Here is a 19,932-nt window from a genome sequence, read left to right as displayed (position 1 = left end):
CGTGCATGGTTTTTTCCTCGGTCCTGTAGCATGGCCTTTAGGCCATGAAAAGTAAGGACGACCATGAATTATCATAATTTTCAACATTGCCTTCTCGGGGCTAAAACCGCCGAATACAGGCCTTGGATTTACACTCACCTCTCCGCTTGGGGTTTATTTTCAATCGCTGCTGTTCATCGTTCACTAAAATAAGGTAGAGTAGATGCCAATACTCGATTGTTCCTAACCTACTCATTCAATGTCATTTTTATCGCTATTTAAACTACTCCGCTATCATAAAACCGCATTGTGTCTTGCTGTGCTGTTGATGCTTGCAGAAAGTCTGATAAGCCTGAGTATCCCTTATTTTATCGGCCAGTTTTCAATGAGTATCTTGGATCAAGAAAATGCATTTGGCTGGTCAATAGGTCAAATATGCTTAGCTTGGGTTGCCTTGATTATCTTGCAAGCGGTATTGCGCTTTGAATCAACCTTTCGCACTAATATCGTCGGCGCTCAAGTATTAAACGACCTAAGTTGCCGGCTTTACGACCACGTACAAATGTTGCCAATGGCCTATTTTAGCAACCGTAAAAAGGGCGAAATTCTCTCTCTCATCAGCAATGACGCCAATGTGCTCAGCTATTTCTTATCCGGCGTGTTAACAGGGCTAGTCCCCGCGGCGCTAATAGTGATAGGTGCGATCATTATGATGGCCAATATCAATTTGAGCATCGCCTTGATAATCGTGGTCACGGTGCCAGTATTTTTAATCACCATAAAAATTGTCGGTAAAACCATCCGCCCTATTTCGGAGCAGGTGATAAAACACCAGGCCGGTGCCATTGCCATCGCCACTGAAAACTTTGGCTCTATGCAATTGGTGAAAGCCTTCAACCGCCAAAGTATTGAGTCGAAAAAATTCCGCAAAAATGCCAAGCAGGTACTCGACCTGCGAACCCGTTTACTGCGCATTCAAGCGCTCATTTCCCCGCTTATTCAAATGATTATATCAATTGGTATTGTCTTCATCGTTGTAGTGAGCGCGTTGCACTATCAATCAGGCGAGCTCACCATTCCCAATTTAATCACCTTGCTGATGTATGGCTTAGTGTTTGCCAAGCCCATGAGTACTTTTGCCGGATTATACGGTCAGCTACAGCAGGCTAGGGGCTCTTCTACACGTATTTTAGAGGTATTTAATGTATCCCCTGAGTCAGATGATAAAGCCGAATTCGACCTGTCTTGCCAAAGGGGCGATATCGAGTTTAATGGTGTTTCTTTTGCGTATCAGCCTGACAGTCCCATTTTAAAAAGCGTCGATGCACGCTTTGACAGCGCTAGTGTGAGTATCATTCTGGGGCCAAACGGCGCGGGAAAAACCAGTTTAATTCACTTACTCATGCGGTTTATGGAACCTCAAACCGGCAACATCTTAATTGATAACCAGGCTATTGCCGATTGCAGCCTAGTGTCTTTGCGCAAGGCAATTGGCTTAGTGTCGCAAGATATCGCCTTATGTGACGGCAACATTTTAGACAATATTGCCTATGGTTTGCCCCAAGCCAGTGAAGAGGAGATTATTGAAGCTGCGAAACTTGCCGGTGCAGATAGTTTTATTACCGATTTGAAAGCCGGCTACTACACCAAAGTGGGTGAAAACGGTGTACTCCTTTCCGGTGGACAACGACAGCGTATTTCCTTGGCGCGTGCCCTTGTAATTAACCCACAAATTTTGCTGTTTGATGAACCCACGTCTTTTACCGATGACGCCGGAAAACTGGAGTTTTCAAAGTTGTTGGCCAAATCATTGAAAGACAAAACCGTAATAATCGTGACTCACGACCAACAACTGTGTGAAGTGGCAGACAAAGTCTATAAACTAGAACAAGGTTCTCTGGCGCAGGTGTAAAACAAGCTCTAGAATTGAGACAGTAAATTTACCTAGATGAATAAAAAACCAATGAGTAGGACGTAATATGCTGAATAGCGACACTAAATATAAACTTTCAGACAAAGCGTTGTTTCAAAAAGTGGTGGATGAGACGGTCATTTTAGACTCTATCAGCGGCCAGTATTACACCCTCGATCCCATAGGTACGGAAATGATTGAAGCCTTGAATACGGGGCAGTCTGTAGCCCAGGTGGTGGCCCTCATCGAGCAAAACTACGACGCCACAGTCGACAATATTCAAGCTGATCTATCAGAGCTTATTGACACAATGAGCGACAAAGGACTGTTAGAAGAAGCTTAGGGCGCAAGCTCCATGGGTAGGACAATAGTTGATTTAGGGAAAACAAACGTATGCAGTTGATCACCTCTTTACCTACCATCGTGCACGCCTATTGGTTATTGGCGAAATGGGATTGGCGAATATCCAAACAGCCCTACAAAAAATGGAAAAAGCATCTCGATTCAAGTTTGTCAGTTAGCAGTCCAAGCAACCAGTTTGACGCCTATCCACAGCAAAAATATCTTCAGCAATCAATCCTGTTTGCCAAAGTCACGCGACATCATTACCGATCAATGAATTGTTTACGTCGCTGCCTAGCGCTGCAAGAACTGTTATTGAGCAAAAACATGCCGTCGAGATTACACATTGGCGTCAGATTCACCACCCTAATTTCATCACAAAGCCCAACAATAGAACAAAGTACAGGCAAAACATTACAAGCCCATTCTTGGTTAACCATCAACGGATTTATCATTAACGACAGCAAAGAAGTGGTAAGTACCTACACAGAAATAACCAATAAAAGCCAATTTTTCCAAACAAGCATTTCCTCAATGTAAACCGCCTGGGCAAACATATTACATTCCATGGCCTAAAGACCATGCTACGGTTTTTTTGTAGGCGGGTGTTTTAACCCCGCGCGAACATACGAGATTCCATGGCCTAAAGGCCATGCTACATGGCTTTTATTGTAGGCGGTTGCTTTAGCCCCGCGCGAACGTGCAAGATTCTATGGCCTGAAGACCATGCTACGGTTTTTTTGTAGGCGGGTGTTTTAACCCCGCGGGAGCATACAAGATTCCATGGCCTAAAGCCCATGCTACGGATTTTGAATTTCTGTACCTCATCTCATACTGAATCGACCTAAACTTAAAATTTGCCATTCCAAGGATTGAACAATGGCCACAACCTTAACAAAGGGACGCCGCTCCATTACCGGACAGGTTTATTTAATAACGGCTTGTACAAAAAATCGCGAGCCGCTGTTCACCAATTTTAATCTTGCCAGAATTGTCGTAAATCACATGATGAAAGCACAACAACGAGGACATTTAATCTTCGTTAGTTGGGTAATTATGCCGGACCATTTTCATTTTTTAATTTCCTTAGAAGGCGATTCAAATCTCAGTGATGTTATCGGTTACATCAAGGGCACCACGTCACACCAAATTTGCAAACGGTTAAATCGAAAAGGCGGAATTTGGCAAGCCGGATTTCACGACCACGCCATACGTAATGAGGAAAATGTAATCGATGCAGCACGATATATCGTTGCCAATCTATTAAGGGCAGGGATAGTCAAAAGCCTAAAACAATATCCCCATTGGGATTCAATATACCTGTAGTCGGTGGCTTTAGCCCCGAGAGAGCCCATGGCCTAGCATCCATGGCCTAAAGGCCATGCTACAACATGTGGGTTTGGTACCAGGATTGGGTTAAAATTGCGTACAATAAATCGACGTTTAACGAACCCTTTGGTGAGGCTACTACCTTATCGAAACTGGCTAACAAAATGTCATTATCAACCAACCCTAAATCTTGTAAACCTGGATGGGATAACAACTCACGAAGCTCGGTTTTATTTGCACGCACCAAATTCGCAAAATGCTGATCAAATACGGTTTTGTTCTGGTCCCAACACACGCTTTCTGGCAAATGGCTATCCATGGCTTTACGCAACAAATATTTTGGATATCGCCCCTGGATGTGCAATTTTTGCGGCACCGCAAAACTAAACTCCGCTAGCTGCTTGTTGAAAAACGGATGATGTACTGCGATCCCTAAAGGATCGCAAACATGCTGATAGGAACGCATGCTATTAAAAGTGGAGGTAGTAAATAAGCCCTCATAGCGAGCTCGTTTTGCCCATTGCTTACTTTGGGCAAAGGGATTGTGCTTCTCAACCGACTTCAACATGGCCTGTTGTTGAGGCCCTAACCACTGGGGAAAGTGGTCGGCATCTACTGGCTGCTTGCCTAACAAGGATAACAGTGACTGAGGCAATAATGGCTTAACCAGTACTTGCAGCATGATCCTCATGGGTGACATACCCAACTGTTGAGCAGAATTAAACACCTCTTTAATGACTCCAAGATCACCACTGGCTAATCTGTCCCGATAAGCAAAGCTGTGACCCCAGCACATTTCGTCTCCGCCATTGCCGGTAAACAAGTCGTGCCCCCCTAACCGCTGAATCATTTCAGCTTCCTGTTGGTACTTAGGTGAAGCCACCACGCCAGGGTTCTGTAACTGAGTAGGGTACAGCTGGGCAAACGAAAGATTGGTAAATTGGTCTAGCTCAACAAAATGACTATGTTGAAGCTTCAAAAAGTCCCGCATTGCATCAATCTTTTCTATCTCGTCACAACTCTGGGTATTCCGATAAGTATGAGAAATGGAATGTAATTCAAACCCAAGGGGATCTGCGTCTTTACCACCATGCTCACTCAATGAATGTAAAATAGAGGTGATAGAAGTTGAATCCATACCACCGCTCATCTGGCTGAAAATAGGTTCAGGCCGCTTACCCTGTGAACTCAGTGGCAACGCCCCTGCGACACTTTGTTTTAGCACATCGTAAAAAGCCTGCTCATACTCCACTTCATTGGCAAACTTTAGTGAGTGGTTGGGTTGGATATCCCAAAATCGCCTCACAGTTAATTGATTTTCGGCAGATAAACAGGCGCTGTGAGCGAAGGGTAGCTGATCAATGTTGCTGAACATAGATCGATTCGGATCCGGCCGTCCCGCCAGCCACTGCAGAATCGAAATGTTATCCACTTTCGGGGTGAGCAGGGTCGTAATCATCTGCAAATCAGTGGTCACCAGAAAACAACCCTCTAACCACCCATAAAATAGGGTACGGGGATTAAACGCAGCGCTACAAAATCGTAATTCAGCAGCATGTGGATGCCAGGAAATGAGGGTAAAATCACCGTCTAGCTGCTCAATGGTTTTCGAATAATCGCTATCGATCAAATCCCAAAGATCGCGATCTTTTAGTGCACCATCGCACACCAAAGGTGCATTTTTTAAACAAAATCGCCCTGCACTCACAATCTTCAGGGGGACGGGTGTATCGGTTTTTAACACCCCATCGGCATCGGCCACCTTACCCAAGAAAACACTAGAATCTGCACCACCGATCGAGCTGTAACTGTCTGATATTACTTGTTTATTTGAATTTTCATAGTAGCCCTGAATCGCCTCAAAATAACGAGGCGCTTTAGAACCAAATAGAGCAAACAATGTATTCATATAATATTTAGACCTAAATAAAGCTTTCGAACACCGGTAAATTAAGGGTACTATATGCCAAATGTCACTCTACTGTAACAACAAATGACAATATAACCTTTTGTTTACATTAGGTTTTTTCTGTCAGGAATTTTTACAGATCATTTTAGAGTTAACAAGCCATTAACATTCAATTTTGTTAACTGCATGATTTTTAAAGAAAAAATATATCTGGAATGGCTTTTGCAGTTATTTCTGCAGTAGTAATAGCATTAAGTGCATATTCAAGAGAATTTTAAGTTCGTAGAACTAAATAAGGAGCATCACATGATTAAGAAAATAATTGCAGGTTTGTCACTAGTGGGAATGAGCTTAAGCGCTCAGTCTGCCATTATTGTTGACGAGGCAAACATCACTGGCGCTGATATGGCTGGAATTGAAGTGACAGCATTATTCGGTGATGGCACTTCAGAATCAGGTATATGGTCCGCATTCCCAGACGTAGTTCTTGGCACTGGCGACCCTATTGCAGACGCAGAAGGCTTTTCTGGTGGTGTAGTTACATCAACCTGGTCTTTAACTCAACAAGGTTTCAGCAGCGGTAACGTTTCACCAGCAGGTGGCGTGTTTGGTGCTTGGACACTGACTAATATTGACTCTGCTAGCGACATCGTTGGTTTCAGTATTGATGGTTTCGCAGGTGATGTTGCGTTCGATATCGACTCTGGTAGCGAAAACACTCCCTATTCAAGTATTGGTGTTTCTTTTGCATCAGCAACAGTCGTTGATTCAGTAGCCTACAGTGATCAAGTTAGTGCCGATTACGGTGACTTGTTCTTCACGCTAGACGTATTGTTCGGTTCTTCATCGCTTGCCATTGGTGATGACTTAGTTTTCGTAACTGATACCGATACCGTAAAAGTACCAGAGCCAGCTACTACTGCAATGATCCTAAGCGGTTTATTGTTTGGTGCAGCACGCTTACGTGCAAGAAAATAGTTTAAGATTGTATAATTAGGGAGACACGTCATGAACAAAGTAAATGTGAACGATTCCGTTAGTGGCAAAAAGCCCTACACCAAGCCAGAATTAACTAACCCTGGTAATCTTGCAGAATTAACTCAAGGTTACGCGGGAAGTATTCCTGATGAGCAAGGCGGACACACAAAACGTAATCCTTTTACAGGTTAATCGTTAGTCTGCTAAAGCTTCTACCTTAGATTCAAACCATGGATTGAACAGAGGCATTAGTTACCAATGCAAGATAAGTATTATTCAACGCCGCTTCATGGCGTTGAATGTTTTTTGCCTGATGCTACTTGCAGTGGTGATAAAACTAAAATCTCTGAATTGGCCGTTGAACTTGCGTTTGAAACAATTAGTCTCGACGCGAACCAGCTCCCCATATGGACATTAAAAGATCAAGGACAGAGATACTTAACCGAATTAAATCTCTTTCCTTATCCCAATATCCATATTACTGAAACCAAAACCAATTCGTTAGATGAGTCACAAACCTACCTCCCTTCACCAAAAAGCTACGTGCTGAGTGTTAATTGTGAAGGTAAAGGTCGGTTTTTAATTCAGAAAAACAAAATAACCATTGATTGGGATGAAGGCACATCGTCTTCCCACTACTTTCAGACATTGGCCCTGGCCCTGTGGTTAGAAACTCAGCATGTACCTTGCATACACGCAAATGGGTTGAAGCGTGGTGAAAAAACCTTCGCATTGGTAGCAAATAGCGGTACGGGCAAGTCAACTTTGAGTGCCAAGCTACAACAAGCTGGATGTGAGTGGTTAACTGATGATATGATTGCGCTGCATCAAATTGGTGCGCATGCAACAGAAAGTAACGCACCAAAAGTTTACCCCAGCTGGCCCATTGCCCGCATGTGGCCCGATTCAGTGGAAAATGCCCTTGGTGGTGACGTAGCTAAGCTTAAAAAAGTGCATGACCGTTTTAACAAACGCGTATTTGAAATGCCTGATTTATCCGAAGAAAATAAAACTTCTTCTGAACTATCAGTCATCTATATTCTTAATAGAACTGTAACAGATAAGCCTGATAATACCCTGCACTGTGAAATTGAAAATATCAATTCTAGTCAGGCACTAATCTTGCTTTTACAAAATAGCATTTTGGGTAATGCCTACTCTGCATTGGAATTAGAAAGTGACAGGATACGCCAACTGTCCATTTTGGTTCAAAAAACACAAGTAAAAAAAATCACTTACTCTAGTGGTAAGGAAAATTTGGATTTCGTACGTAAGACTATTTTTGAAGATTTGGATAAATAACGCTTTCATCCCGATTCACAAAAGCAAAGGAACTAGATAAATGAATATGCAAAGAGGTATGGTTAAAAACAATACCAACAAGTTTGCGGCTGCTTATCGACTTGTTGATGTTGTGGTAATTCAACTCGCACTCTTTTGTTCGGTATTGGTTTACGGCTTAGATTATACAAAAGATTATTTTACCTTGTCTCTTATCGGCTCAGTGAGTTTTGCATTGGTGGCCGAATCGTTTGCGTTGTACCGTTCTTGGCGCGCCGGTTTCTTTAAACAAATCGTGTTTTATACCTTCCTATGTTGGTCATGTGCCTGCATGTTAATACTTGCCTATTTGTTTTTCTTTAAAATCGCTGAAGACTATTCACGTTTTGCCCTGGCAATCTGGTTTACTATGGCCTTTATGGCGCTAGTTGGCTGGCGGATCATGTTTCAACTTTTCCTGCACAACATGCGCCGCAAGGGTTATAACACCCGCAGTATCGCTATTTTTGGTTTATCTGAAAAAGGCATCCGTTTAGCAAACGAAGTCATGAAAAATCCTGAAACGGGTTATCGATTAACGGCGGTATTTGATGATCGTGGCCCTGATCGCTTAGACGACGAATACCACTATTTACTCCACGGTAACGTAGAAAAGGGCATCGATTGCGCCAAGCGAGGGCTATACGACGTCATTTACATTGCCTTGCCCATTAAAGCTCAGCATCGCATTCAAGAAATGCTCTATCAATTAGGGGATACCACAGCCAACGTACACGTTGTCCCTGATTTATTCATGTATTGCTTAATGCACGGTGAAATGTCTCACGTGGGCGGCGTACAAACCATAAGTGTGTACGACAATCCCATGCAAGGCGGTGTAGCCATAGTGAAACGCCTAGAAGATATTTTATTGTCACTCTCTATCCTAAGCCTTATTTCTATTCCTATGTTAGCCATAGCTGCAGCAGTGAAACTAACATCGAAAGGCCCGGTTATCTTTAAACAAGACCGCTATGGCCTAAATGGTAAAAAAATCAAAGTCTGGAAGTTCCGCTCTATGACGGTAACGGAAAATTCCGACAACGTTGTACAAGCGAAAAAGGGCGATAGCCGCATTACTAAAGTCGGTTCCTTTTTACGCCGAACCTCACTCGACGAATTACCGCAATTTATTAACGTGTTAAAAGGCGACATGTCAGTAATTGGCCCCCGCCCACACGCAGTAAAACACAACGAAGAATACAGAAAGTTAGTGGATTATTACATGCTGCGCCACAAAGTTAAACCTGGCATAACCGGCTGGGCTCAAGTAAACGGCTGGCGCGGGGAAACCGATACAGTAGATAAAATGAAAATGCGCATCGAATACGATCTCGAATACATTCGAAACTGGTCACTATGGATGGATTTTAAGATTGTTATTTTTACCGTGTTTCGCAGTTTTACTGACAAGAATGCGTATTGATAAAAGTTGAAATTTTAGCGATGAAGTACACGAAGCAAAAAGTTGTGCCTGAAAATGATTTTGAAGAAGTTTACCTGCAAATTCTACGTTTTTGTTGCCCAAATAATTTTGCGCGGGAACAACTTATTTCGGAATCTATAGAAGCAATCAATAAGCTCACAACTTTTAAAGGGCTGCATTCCCGTTTACTGCCCATTGTTTTACAAAATATTCTAAAAATGAATATTGCTGAATTTATTTACCCAGAAGCGATTGAGTATTTAAAGGCTGAAACGAGGAAGGGAGTAGTAGAACAGTTAGGTAAAAAAAAACAACTGGAAGAACTAATTCTACTTTTTGAAAGCAATGATATACCCATAATCCTTTTAAAGGCATCCGCTTTTAACGGAATTTATTATTCTGAAGAGTATCCGAGAATATCAAACGATATTGATATTTTAGTAAAAGAAAATGATTGGGGAAAGGCGAAAAAAATTCTCTTAAAAAAAATGGATTGTTTGATGCCAATTCAACAAAAGGTATTCAGTGATTTGTATGAAACTTCTTTTATACCCAAAGATTCAATTGGAGCTAATGTAGATTTACATAAATCATTATTGCACCCATTTCTTTTCGATATTAACGAAAAGGAATTATGGGAAAATAGTATTGTTCATCCACTTTATAACTCGGATAAGGTACGAATCTTGTCACCTGAAGATACGCTTAATCATCTTGCAGTGCATGCATTTAAAGATATGAACTTTTCAGCCTATAACTTGGTTGATACGGATAGAATGTTTACATCAAAATTGAATTTAGATAAAGTCATTAATCTGACTAAGAAAAGTGGAACACAACGCCCACTCTTCATCCTTTTAAAAAATTATAGTGATGTTCTAAATGGTCGTTTGCTCCCTAAATATTTGAATCTCCTAGCTCCAAATTTCCTAACCGAATTTACTCTACTTTTTTTGCAAAAATTATCTTTTAAACAGCGAGGTTTAATTAATAAGTCGTATTTGTATCGTATTTATCAAGTCGCTTCACAATTCGCTTTTACAGATAACGTTTTAAAGCCTTTAAAACTGCAATACCTGTTCTTGAATTCATTTTTCTCAAGAAAACTATTTGGCGCTAAGTGATTTATGACAGTCCTTAACCGTGTTGCCAAAAATACAGGTTTTCTTTACTTAAGAATGGCAATTACAATCTTCATATCATTATATTCTACACGTCTTATATTAGCGGCGTTAGGCGTAGAAGATTTTGGTATCTACAGCCTAGTTGGTGGCCTTATAGCACTATTGGGATTTCTAAATAGTTCAATGGCCGCTGCAACTCAACGTTTCATGTCGTTCGCTCAAGGTGCGGGTGAAATAGAAAACGTAAAACGTATTTTCAATATGAGTACTATTTTACATTTTGGTATGGCTATATTAGTCGTTATAGTATTGGAGATATTGGGCGTTTTTCTGTTCAATGGATTTTTGAATATTTCAGAAGACCGTCTCAATGTAGCAGAATCTGTCTATCAATTTATGATTATAAGCACTTTTTTTACTGTTATTTCAGTGCCTTATGAAGCTGTAATTACTTCCCACGAAAATATGCTTTTTTACGCAATTCTAGGAATAATAGAATCGATTTTTAAATTGGGCATTGCTATTTATATTACATATGGAGCTTTGAGTTTACCGACTGGATTAAGCTTGAACGAAGGGGCTATTACTATTGTTTATACCTCTTACGACAGCCTATTTGTTTATGGTTTCTGTATGGCAGCTTTGTCAATATTCTTATTATTAGTAAATAGAGTCTATTGCCATCTAAAGTACACAGAATGTGCATTCAATTTTAAATTGTATTACGACAAAGTCCTTTTTAAGGATATGTGCAGTTTTGCCGGTTGGTCATTTTTTGGTTCTTCAGCAGGGATCATAACCAATTATGGGCAAGGAATTTTACTAAATGTTTTTTTTGGGACAAAAGCGAATGCTGGACAGGGAATTGCTAATCAGGTTTCTGGCCAGTTAGAAGCATTTTCTGCCAATATGATGAAGGCGCTAAACCCTGTTCTAGTAAAAAGCGAAGGGGCTAATGATAGAGAAAATATGTTACGAATCGCACTAAGCGGCAGTAAATTATCATTCGTCATATTCGCTATATTCGCTGTTCCTTTTATTTTAGAAATTGAATATTTGTTGGACTTGTGGTTGGTCGAAGTACCAGATTACGCAATACCTTTTGCTGCTTTATTACTTAGCCGAAGACTAATCGCTCAATTGTTTGGTTCGTTAACTACATGTGTATTAGCTACAGGGCAAATAAAATCTTTTCAACTGAGCACTTCATTGATTGAATTTTTACCGCTTATTATTTCGAGTTTTTTATTTATAAAGGGTTTTGACCCCTATTGGTTGTACGTAGTTTTAATTGTAACTGTAATAATAAGGTGTTTCGGAATAACGCTTTATTTTAGCGAAAAAAAATGTGGTTTGAAAATTTCTTATTTTATAAAAGAAGTGATTATACCGTCGACTTTTTGCGTGACACTCTCAACTTTTCTGTCTTTTGTCCCACTATTGATTATGGATACTAGTCTCATACGTTTGTTAGTAGTAACTGTCGTTTTTGTGTTTTCATTCTTAATTATTAGTTACTTTTTGCTTCTTAATCGAAAGGAGAAAAATTCGTTATTAAATTTGGTGGGAATTATTAAATTAAAGGCTTTGAAAGTATGAAGAAAAAAATAGTCTTTGTAATTTGTAATGGACGGAGCGGCTCAACAGTATTTAGCAAGTTCCTAGGGGCTCATTCGAATTGCTTTGCCCTAAGTGAACCTCACTATTTTGATACTCACTATAACGACAATGAACTTTGCTCTTGTGAGAAGCCTTACACTGAATGTGAATTTTGGAATACTGTGGTCGCTGATTTACACCTAAGCGAAGTTAATATACAAAACTTTAATACTAGCTTAGTGCCATTTGTTGAATCCAGAGATAGTAAATTTAAAAAAATAACAAAATATTTGAATTTGTTTCTGTTTTTTAAATGCGGAGTTCCTTATTTTTTTCACGATTATATCAATCAAATTGATAATGAAGTCAGACTTCTTGAAAGTGTTATGAATATTAGAAACGAACGCGTATTTATTGATGCTTCCAAAAGTCTTTCACGAGCAATTTTTATCATGAGTCGCTTAAAAAAGAGATATGAATATTCTTTCGTATTTTTAGAGCGAGACATTAAAGATGTTGTTGCATCAATGACAAAAGACAAAGTTAAAATAGAATTGTCGACTGGTAGTGTAAAAGAAGTTTCTACATATAAAGGAATAAGTGAGAGCCAAGCTGCATCTCAGATTAAGAAAGTTACTAGAAATACTAACTTAGTCAGCAAAATATTTGGAATTAAAGGGAAGCCCGTTGTTTATAAAGAATTCACCAATAACCCTAAACAAGTATTTATCAACTTGTCTGATGTACATGCATTAGATTGGGAAGATTCGATGATGAACTTAGATAGTAGCGAACATCACCTTCTTGGAGGGAATTATTCCAGAATAAATGCAAAGTCGATAAGAAAGAGTGCGGAAAAATAATGGAAATACAAATTATAAAATTAACGGATAAACAATATGGTTAAAATTTCTGTCGTTATTCCACTTTACAATAAAGAAAAATATATTGCTGAAACACTTCAAACTGTAGTAGATCAAACTTACAGGCACTTTGAAGTATTGATCGTTGATGATGGATCTACCGATTGTTCTATCGACAGTGTTGAACCGTTCTTAGAAGATTCTAGATTTAAATTAATTAAGCAACAAAACTCAGGCGTCAGCGCTGCTAGAAATACAGGTGTCCGTGAAAGCAGAACAAATTTTATCGCATTTTTAGATGCGGATGATTTATGGATGCCAGATTATTTATCAAAGATGCAAGAGGCTATTGAGAAGTTTCCCGATTGTGTGATGTTCAATAGTGCGGGCATAGTAAGAAACGCGGATAATTCAGAATATGTTCGTCAAATAAAAAAGTACAGCAGTAAGATTTGTTTAAATGACTTTTTTGAAAATCCCCACGTTGCCTTACACACAAGCGCTACGGTTGTTTCAAAGGACGCTTTTAACAAAGTGGGGGGATTTCCAGTTGGAATGAAAAGAAACCAAGACTTTGCGCTTTTCTTCTCAATTGCTTTTTATGGCAAAACAACTTTCGTCGGTTTTCCTTTGAGTCTTTATAACGGAGCCTGTGAAGGCCAAGCAACCAGAACTCCTACTCGACAAGTCCAATCTCACATTGTCGATCGATATAACTTTGTGCATCAGCAATACTTAAAAAATAGAAAAACGGAAAATAAAAGTTATTTGGTTTTTCTTCAATATGAGCTTAGACATTCTTTAATGATAATGAGATACGAAAAAGAGTTAGAGTCCTTTACTTATTTTATTGAAAATCTTGATAGAGATATTTTAAAAAGGTTTTTCTTTTTCGAAAAAACATATTTTGGAAAAGATATTTTAAATAGCATGGCTCGAATGTTTACACTTGCTACTAAAGTTTTGTGGCGAATGAGAGGCTATCCTAGAGTTGGAGCAGATTGATTTTGTCGTTAACTACTTTTTCCAAAATTAAAGCCAAATTGTGGAGTAAGATTGTTGCTAAAACTCGGAGAAAATCGTGGTATTTCAAGCTATACAAAGCTTATTGGCACTACAAATTCTTTTCGAACGTTAGGCAGAGTCAATCTATTAATTACTTTTCTGCAATTCCGAATAAAGGTGCTGGAATTGGGCATCAAATGGCTAATTGGATTGCGGGGTATTGGTTTGCTCATAAATTAGGCCTTAAGTTTGCACATATCCCTTTTTCTAACAGTAAATGGGAGGCGTTTTTAAATTTTGGATACAACGAGAAAAATGTAAATGAGTTAGTTAATTCAGGGTTTAAAAAAGTTTACTTACCGTTATTTGATGAGTTTAACCAAAGTGAACTGGCAATGATTCAAAAACTTATTGATTCTTATGTTGGCTGCGGTGTCATATTCATTGCAGAGCAGGACCAATTTTATCAAGATCAAATAGGGGTAATTAGTGATATTAAAAATAAATATCATAACGCTGAAATCCGCTCTGAAGATAAACTTATTTTTTCAAAAAATGCTTTCAATATCGCAATTCATGTCCGTAGAGGCGATATAGTCATAGAAAAAAACCAACAAAACGAAAATTTATCCATGCGTTGGCAAAATAATGACTATTTTACAAATGTTCTGGAAAGAGCCCTTATAAATATCAAAACACATAAACCAATTATTATTTACCTTTTTTCACAAGGAAAACCTGAAGATTTTAATGATTTTAACAGGTTTCGAAACGTAAATTTATGTTTAGATATGAATGCAATTGATTCGTTTCTACATATGGTAAATGCTGATCTACTTATAACAAGTAAAAGCTCATTTTCTTATAAACCTGCCTTGCTTTCTAATGGGATCAAAATTTCGCCAAGCAGCTTTTGGCATGGCTATCCGAAATCTGAGAAATGGATTTTGGCTGATGAAAATGGTGAATTTAAAGATGAATTATTGAGAACGGTTTTTAAATAATGTTAAGAGTCTTTTTATATGGCGATTAGCATATTTTGAGTTAATCGGTAGCCTAGATAAACGCGAAGTGTGATAAAAAGCTTTAATTTTAAGCTTAAAATGAAATTGAGGAAAAAATGTGATTATTTTAAAAGTATTGAAGAAACTTTATTCTAGGATTATGGGGAAAGGAGCTTCTATGCGGAATTGGACAGCTTTTTCAAATAAAGAATACTCTAACACTTTAATCACAGATTTACTCAAATCTGATAAACCCTGCATGATCAGTCGAATAGGGTCAACAGAACTACTTTGTTTAAAAAATTACATTAGTGTTAAAAGCGAATCTCAGAAAAGTAGTATTGAGTACATTAAAGGTAATAGAGGTGCTTGGTGGTGGGAAAAAAGTATTTTACAGCAAATGAAGAATTGGTCCGGTTTTTTTCCATCTACAGAAGAAAATTTAGAAAAGTTCAGCCAGTTGATGATCCAAGATTTATCATCAATAGATCTATTAGGCTCATGGTTGATAGATGAAGAAATATTTGCTGAAGAACTCAAACAAGCGGATCGTGTCATTTTAGAAGACCTCGAGCCGTTTTTTACAAATCAACCCTGGACTTGGGCCTTAGAAGGAAAGAAAGTACTTGTTGTGCATCCATTTGAGGAAGAAATTAAAAATCAGTTTGATAAACGAAAAGACATATTTACGAATGAACTATTACCGGACTTTGAATTAATTACACTAAAAGCTGTACAAAGTCTCGGTGGTGATAACGATTCATTTTCAAGTTGGTTTGATGCTCTTGAATTTATGAAAGAACAAATTTCAGCAGTAGATTTTGATGTTTGTATTATTGGTTGTGGCGCTTACGGCCTTCCTTTAGCTGCTCATGTTAAAAGAATCGGAAAGAAAGCTGTTCATTTGGGGGGGGTTACTCAATTACTGTTTGGCATAAAAGGAAAACGTTGGGAAAACTACATCGTTTGGCCTTATATGAATCTTTTTAATGAGCATTGGATTAGGCCTGGAGAAGCTAACAAGCCAAATAGTTCAGATAAAGTAGAAGAAAATTGTTACTGGTAGTTCGCAATCGGATATTTTGGTGGAAAGTTGAATAAATTAAATTTTTGTAGGTTACTCAGAGGTGTAAATTGAATCATAAACTAAGACGTCTTTTGTTTTTACCTTTGGGATTTGCGTTTAAAATGTTCGAGTTATCCAAAGCTGGAGCTAGAGATATCGATAATAATGCACGTTTCAAAAAATCTACTATTGACAGTCAATGTTGTATTGATTCAAGAACGACTATCGATAATGATTGTCATATTCTTGAAAATACTTTGCTAAATAATTGTTCTATCTCAAAGTACAGCTACATTGGAAGAAATTCAATTGTTCAAAATTCCTCGATTGGCGCATATTGCTCTATTGCAAACGATGTATGTATTGGTCTTGGTATGCACCCTAAAGCTAATTTTTCAACGTCTCCATTATTTTATCGAACTAAAAATACATTTAATTTGAAATTAATAGAGCGAGACTTAGCTTTCGACGAATACCTTCCAATATCTATAGGAAATGATGTTTGGATTGGAGCTAGAGCAATTATAATGGATGGCGTAAATATCGGTCATGGAGCAATTGTTGCAGCAAATGCAGTTGTTACAAAAGACGTTCCTTCATATGGAATAGTAGCAGGTGTCCCCGCCAAATTAATTTCTTATAGATTTGAAAAGGATAAGATTCAACGGTTAATGAAACTAAAATGGTGGGACTTACCAATTGAAAACATACTTGAAGCTATCGATAAAGGGGATGACTTTGATATCAATTAGTTTTAAGGCATGTAGAAAATTAACCTCTATTTTAAAGTCGAAATTATATACACCATTAGCAAAGTTAACCTTTCAACTTAATGCTATACAATATGGTTCAGGACTTAGTGTTCGCGGGAGGGTTAAAACTTATGTAACACGCAGAGGACGCGTAGTTATTGGAAACAATCTAAAAATAAACAGTGGAGAAAACCATAATATAATTGGTCGACAACAAAAGTTTACTTTGTGGGTTGAAGGCAAATTGACAATTAAAAATAATGTTGGCGTTAGTGCAAGTGCAATTATTTGTAATCATGATATAACCATTGGTAATAATGTTGTAATTGGAGGCAATACTGTTATTTATGATACAAATTTCCATTCATTGAATCCTGAGTTAAGAAATAAACCTGAACTAGATAGAAAATCAGCTAAATATGCCCCTGTATTAATCAACGATAACGTTTTTATTGGTGCTCATTCTACAATATTAAAAGGAGTAGAAATAGGTGAAGGGGCGGTAATAGGTGCTTGTTCTGTTGTTACAAGAAATATTCCTGCTCGAGAGATTTGGGCTGGTAACCCTGCCTGCTACATAAGAAAAATATGATGACCAAGCAATTATTATATACACAAATTCTATCTGTTTTTTTTGTAGCTACTGGTTTACTCTCTGTTGCTGTACCAATTCAATTTTATACCGGTATTCCTTTTGCAAACACCACGTTTTGGTGGGCTTTCCAAGCATTGTTTATTACAGTGATTTTTGTTGCAATTAAACTTTTTATTGATAATAAGCAATTTCTATTAATGAAATTAGTAGCGGTCTATATAATTTGGATTTTAATAAATATAGTAAGAGGGAGCATCATTTCAGATGGTTATTGGGATTTTAAAGGGCTAATTGCAAACTCATTAGCGTTAACGGTGCCAATTGTAGCTTACATTGGAACTAACCCAAAACTGATGAAAAAAATGCTGTCGGCTTATTTTGTTTATGGTCTTATAGTGTTCGTATTACTTTTAGTTATTCTTCCTAAAGTAGCCTACGGCTACTATTTAGTGCCAGTTACCCTTGTCACACTATTTTTTCCCGCCTTAAGCTTTCGTACAAAAATATTAATATTGTCATTAATTTTAGTCGTTTTAACTGCAGACTTACTCGCTAGAAGTAATGTTATTAAGTTCTTTGTCCCTATTATATTGTGCTCACTCTATTATTTTAGGTCTATTTTTTCTGTCAAAATGTTGAATAGCGTTCGAATTAGCTTGTTGGCTTTACCAATAATCTTTCTTGTGCTTGCATCAACTAAAACCTTTAATATCTTTAAAATACAAGAGTATGTTGACCAAGATTTTACCGCAACCGCTGTAAATAGGCACGGGTCTGAAAATGAAGAAAATTTATTAGGTGATACAAGGTCATTTTTATATTCAGAAGCCCTATTTACTGCGAATTATTTTGACTCTTGGATTGCTGGGCGCTCACCTGCAAGAGGAACTTTAAGTGACGTATTTGGATATGCAGACCCAAATAATCGGGGGGAAAGGTTAGGTGGAGAAGTTGCAATTTTGAATATTTTTACTTGGCTAGGAATAATAGGCGTATTGCTGTACGGAAGTATATTTTATGTCGCTTCATATTTAGCTGTTTGCAAATCTGAAAACTATTTTATTAAGATCCTTGGGCTGTTTGTTGCTTTTCGTTGGGCTTATGCATGGGTTGAAGATTTTACAATTTTCAGTCTAACCTATGTAACACTGTGGCTCATGATTGGAATGTGCTATTCAAAACAATTTAGAAGTATGAGCGATAAGGATTTTAGACTTTGGGTAAACGGAATTTTTACGAAGCGCCGTATAACTTTTAAGAATGCAATTTAAAAAAATATTATTTTTTAGAAAAGTTTTTACGTTTCAGTCACTAAATTAGAAGGGAAAAGCTTATGCAAGAAGTTAAGTCTATCGCAGTGCTGATGACCTGTTTTAATCGTAAAGAAAAAACAATAATCTGTTTGGACAATTTGTATAGAAGCAATATGCAAGGGGTTCATTTAGATATTTATTTAGTTGACGATGGGAGCACTGACGGCACTAGTTTGCTCATTAAAGAAAAATATCCCAATGTAAACGTAATAGAAGGGACGGGAAGTTTATATTGGAATGGAGGAATGAGGCTAGCATGGAGCGAAAGCCTAATAAAAGGATACGATTTTTACTTATGGATAAATGACGACTCAATGATTTATAGAGATTCAATAGTAAAAATTGTTGAATGTTACAATAAAATTCAGAAGGGTAATGAATGCCCTGGAGCTGTTATAGGCACGATGGTCGATCCTGTTACTAAAGAGAAAACGTATGGGGGAAGAGTTAGTTTAAGTAATTTATTTCCTATACGTTCTGGGGATATTATCGATTCATCAGAATTGCCAGTTAGGTGTGACTTTATCAATGGGAATTTCACATTGATACCACATGATTCTGTTGACAAGGTAGGTATTTTAAATGAGAGGTTTACCCATAGTATGGGTGACTTTGATTATGGGTTGCGTTTAATTAAATCTGGAATGAGCTGCTGGGTAGCTCCTGGAGTTTATGGGGAGTGTCAGAATAACCCCATCGAAGGAGGTTGCAAAGATAAGAATTTGTCAATTGATGCGAGGCTAAAAAAAATGCAAATGTACAGCCAACTGCCTCCTCCGAAGGAATGGAAGTATTTTGTAAGGCACCATGGTGGCATATTTTGGCCAATACTTTGGTTGAAGACACATTTAAGAGAAAAGTTTCCTAAATTGTGGGTATTAATACGTTCAAGATAAGTTCAGCGCTAGTTTTTGATAGTGAAATTTTAAAAATCAAATGGAGGTGGGGATGTCAAATAAATACTTAGTTGTTAAATCATCAGATTTACATATAAAAAGTGAGCAATTAGGGAAGCTTAACTTGCTTATTCTCCTTTCATACAAATACAAAATATTACGAATATTAAGTATGTTTTTTAAGTTTTTTAAAGGTATTGAACTCCCCTCAAATTGCTATCAACAGAAAATTAGGTTAATCCACCCCCATGGAGTAATTATAAATACAAGGGCTGAAATAGGAAATAATGTAACTGTTTATCAGAATGTTACAGTTGGCTCTAAACAATTTGGTAAAAAGCAAGGAGCTCCAAAAATTGGAAATGATGTAGTCATTTATCCTAACGCCATATTAATTGGGGATATCTTTATTGGCAACAACTCTATAGTAGGAGCTGGAGCAGTTGTTGTTAGTTCTTTTCCCGATAACTCCATAATTGCTGGGAATCCAGCTAGCAAAGTTGGTGTTATTGAATAGTTG

General features: G+C 37.9%; 20 protein-coding genes. 19 read left to right on the top strand and 1 reads right to left on the bottom strand.

The features are described from left to right. The first annotated feature begins 238 nt into the window (after positions 1–238). The 4 genes from KO530_RS21820 to KO530_RS21805 all read left to right on the top strand — a co-directional run bounded on the left by KO530_RS21820 (position 239) and on the right by KO530_RS21805 (position 3,559). Positions 239–1,891 carry an ABC transporter ATP-binding protein gene (locus KO530_RS21820; protein ID WP_216050584.1) on the top strand — a complete coding sequence of 551 codons (1,653 nt, stop codon included), beginning with the start codon at positions 239–241 and terminating at the stop codon, positions 1,889–1,891. Between the two features lie 67 nt (positions 1,892–1,958). Further along, the gene (locus tag KO530_RS21815) at positions 1,959–2,234 is read left to right on the top strand and encodes a PqqD family protein (protein ID WP_216050583.1); all 276 of its coding nucleotides are present in this window, start codon (positions 1,959–1,961) and stop codon (positions 2,232–2,234) included. Between the two features lie 50 nt (positions 2,235–2,284). After that, positions 2,285–2,773: a lasso peptide biosynthesis B2 protein gene (locus KO530_RS21810; RefSeq protein WP_216050582.1), complete on the top strand. Its 489-nt coding sequence runs from the start codon at positions 2,285–2,287 to the stop codon at positions 2,771–2,773. Positions 2,774–3,112: 339 nt separating this feature from the next. Further along, complete coding sequence (locus KO530_RS21805; RefSeq protein ID WP_216050581.1) at positions 3,113–3,559, top strand: REP-associated tyrosine transposase; 447 nt, start codon at positions 3,113–3,115, stop codon at positions 3,557–3,559. A 58-nt stretch (positions 3,560–3,617) separates the two neighbouring features. Here KO530_RS21805 and KO530_RS21800 read toward each other — a convergent pair whose 3' ends face one another. Then, complete coding sequence (locus tag KO530_RS21800) at positions 3,618–5,471, bottom strand: asparagine synthase-related protein (protein WP_216050580.1); 1,854 nt, start codon at positions 5,469–5,471, stop codon at positions 3,618–3,620. Between the two features lie 306 nt (positions 5,472–5,777). Between KO530_RS21800 and KO530_RS21795 the strand changes: the two genes are divergently transcribed. The 15 genes from KO530_RS21795 to KO530_RS21725 all read left to right on the top strand — a co-directional run bounded on the left by KO530_RS21795 (position 5,778) and on the right by KO530_RS21725 (position 19,929). Further along, positions 5,778–6,449, top strand: coding sequence for a PEP-CTERM sorting domain-containing protein (locus KO530_RS21795; protein ID WP_216050579.1), 672 nt, complete (start codon positions 5,778–5,780; stop codon positions 6,447–6,449). Between the two features lie 30 nt (positions 6,450–6,479). Then, a complete protein-coding gene (locus tag KO530_RS21790; RefSeq protein WP_216050578.1) occupies positions 6,480–6,641 on the top strand; it encodes a lasso RiPP family leader peptide-containing protein in 162 nt (53 codons plus the stop codon). Between the two features lie 66 nt (positions 6,642–6,707). Then, positions 6,708–7,751 carry a hypothetical protein gene (locus tag KO530_RS21785; protein ID WP_216050577.1) on the top strand — a complete coding sequence of 348 codons (1,044 nt, stop codon included), beginning with the start codon at positions 6,708–6,710 and terminating at the stop codon, positions 7,749–7,751. A gap of 40 nt (positions 7,752–7,791) precedes the next feature. Then, on the top strand, positions 7,792–9,195 hold the full coding sequence (locus KO530_RS21780; RefSeq protein ID WP_216050576.1) for an undecaprenyl-phosphate glucose phosphotransferase: 1,404 nt from the start codon (positions 7,792–7,794) through the stop codon (positions 9,193–9,195). Continuing rightward, positions 9,192–10,319: a nucleotidyltransferase family protein gene (locus tag KO530_RS21775; protein WP_216050575.1), complete on the top strand. Its 1,128-nt coding sequence runs from the start codon at positions 9,192–9,194 to the stop codon at positions 10,317–10,319. Before KO530_RS21780 ends, KO530_RS21775 begins: the two co-directional genes overlap by 4 nt. Positions 10,320–10,322: 3 nt before the next feature. Beyond that, positions 10,323–11,918 carry an MATE family efflux transporter gene (locus tag KO530_RS21770; RefSeq protein WP_216050574.1) on the top strand — a complete coding sequence of 532 codons (1,596 nt, stop codon included), beginning with the start codon at positions 10,323–10,325 and terminating at the stop codon, positions 11,916–11,918. After that, on the top strand, positions 11,915–12,781 hold the full coding sequence (locus KO530_RS21765) for a hypothetical protein (protein ID WP_216050573.1): 867 nt from the start codon (positions 11,915–11,917) through the stop codon (positions 12,779–12,781). Before KO530_RS21770 ends, KO530_RS21765 begins: the two co-directional genes overlap by 4 nt. Positions 12,782–12,817: 36 nt before the next feature. Then, on the top strand, positions 12,818–13,786 hold the full coding sequence (locus KO530_RS21760; protein ID WP_216050572.1) for a glycosyltransferase family 2 protein: 969 nt from the start codon (positions 12,818–12,820) through the stop codon (positions 13,784–13,786). A gap of 197 nt (positions 13,787–13,983) precedes the next feature. Then, on the top strand, positions 13,984–14,790 hold the full coding sequence (locus tag KO530_RS21755) for a hypothetical protein (RefSeq protein ID WP_216050571.1): 807 nt from the start codon (positions 13,984–13,986) through the stop codon (positions 14,788–14,790). A 118-nt stretch (positions 14,791–14,908) separates the two neighbouring features. Continuing rightward, complete coding sequence (locus tag KO530_RS21750) at positions 14,909–15,856, top strand: hypothetical protein (RefSeq protein WP_216050570.1); 948 nt, start codon at positions 14,909–14,911, stop codon at positions 15,854–15,856. Positions 15,857–15,924: 68 nt separating this feature from the next. After that, positions 15,925–16,608, top strand: a complete 684-nt coding sequence (locus KO530_RS21745; protein WP_252729422.1) for a CatB-related O-acetyltransferase — start codon at positions 15,925–15,927, stop codon at positions 16,606–16,608. Beyond that, a complete protein-coding gene (locus tag KO530_RS21740; RefSeq protein WP_216050569.1) occupies positions 16,595–17,200 on the top strand; it encodes an acyltransferase in 606 nt (201 codons plus the stop codon). The genes KO530_RS21745 and KO530_RS21740 overlap by 14 nt, the downstream gene beginning before the upstream one ends. Next, positions 17,197–18,474, top strand: coding sequence for a hypothetical protein (locus KO530_RS21735; RefSeq protein WP_216050568.1), 1,278 nt, complete (start codon positions 17,197–17,199; stop codon positions 18,472–18,474). The genes KO530_RS21740 and KO530_RS21735 overlap by 4 nt, the downstream gene beginning before the upstream one ends. A 62-nt stretch (positions 18,475–18,536) precedes the next feature. Beyond that, complete coding sequence (locus KO530_RS21730) at positions 18,537–19,412, top strand: glycosyltransferase family 2 protein (RefSeq protein WP_216050567.1); 876 nt, start codon at positions 18,537–18,539, stop codon at positions 19,410–19,412. Positions 19,413–19,464: 52 nt separating this feature from the next. After that, a complete protein-coding gene (locus tag KO530_RS21725) occupies positions 19,465–19,929 on the top strand; it encodes a serine O-acetyltransferase (RefSeq protein WP_216050566.1) in 465 nt (154 codons plus the stop codon). Positions 19,930–19,932 lie beyond the last annotated feature (3 nt).

Origin of the sequence: Aliiglaciecola lipolytica (genome assembly GCF_018860635.1) — a bacterium.
In the GTDB taxonomy this organism is placed as follows: domain Bacteria; phylum Pseudomonadota; class Gammaproteobacteria; order Enterobacterales; family Alteromonadaceae; genus Aliiglaciecola; species Aliiglaciecola lipolytica_A.
This window is presented reverse-complemented; position numbering and strand designations above follow the sequence as displayed.

Coding starts and splice junctions, on each gene's coding strand:
- KO530_RS21820 (WP_216050584.1), top strand. CDS start 239: ATGTCATTTTTATCGCTATTTAAACTACTCCGCTATCATAAAACCGCA.
- KO530_RS21815 (WP_216050583.1), top strand. CDS start 1,959: ATGCTGAATAGCGACACTAAATATAAACTTTCAGACAAAGCGTTGTTT.
- KO530_RS21810 (WP_216050582.1), top strand. CDS start 2,285: ATGCAGTTGATCACCTCTTTACCTACCATCGTGCACGCCTATTGGTTA.
- KO530_RS21805 (WP_216050581.1), top strand. CDS start 3,113: ATGGCCACAACCTTAACAAAGGGACGCCGCTCCATTACCGGACAGGTT.
- KO530_RS21800 (WP_216050580.1), bottom strand. CDS start 5,471: ATGAATACATTGTTTGCTCTATTTGGTTCTAAAGCGCCTCGTTATTTT.
- KO530_RS21795 (WP_216050579.1), top strand. CDS start 5,778: ATGATTAAGAAAATAATTGCAGGTTTGTCACTAGTGGGAATGAGCTTA.
- KO530_RS21790 (WP_216050578.1), top strand. CDS start 6,480: ATGAACAAAGTAAATGTGAACGATTCCGTTAGTGGCAAAAAGCCCTAC.
- KO530_RS21785 (WP_216050577.1), top strand. CDS start 6,708: ATGCAAGATAAGTATTATTCAACGCCGCTTCATGGCGTTGAATGTTTT.
- KO530_RS21780 (WP_216050576.1), top strand. CDS start 7,792: ATGAATATGCAAAGAGGTATGGTTAAAAACAATACCAACAAGTTTGCG.
- KO530_RS21770 (WP_216050574.1), top strand. CDS start 10,323: ATGACAGTCCTTAACCGTGTTGCCAAAAATACAGGTTTTCTTTACTTA.
- KO530_RS21765 (WP_216050573.1), top strand. CDS start 11,915: ATGAAGAAAAAAATAGTCTTTGTAATTTGTAATGGACGGAGCGGCTCA.
- KO530_RS21760 (WP_216050572.1), top strand. CDS start 12,818: ATGGTTAAAATTTCTGTCGTTATTCCACTTTACAATAAAGAAAAATAT.
- KO530_RS21755 (WP_216050571.1), top strand. CDS start 13,984: ATGGCTAATTGGATTGCGGGGTATTGGTTTGCTCATAAATTAGGCCTT.
- KO530_RS21735 (WP_216050568.1), top strand. CDS start 17,197: ATGATGACCAAGCAATTATTATATACACAAATTCTATCTGTTTTTTTT.
- KO530_RS21730 (WP_216050567.1), top strand. CDS start 18,537: ATGCAAGAAGTTAAGTCTATCGCAGTGCTGATGACCTGTTTTAATCGT.
- KO530_RS21725 (WP_216050566.1), top strand. CDS start 19,465: ATGTCAAATAAATACTTAGTTGTTAAATCATCAGATTTACATATAAAA.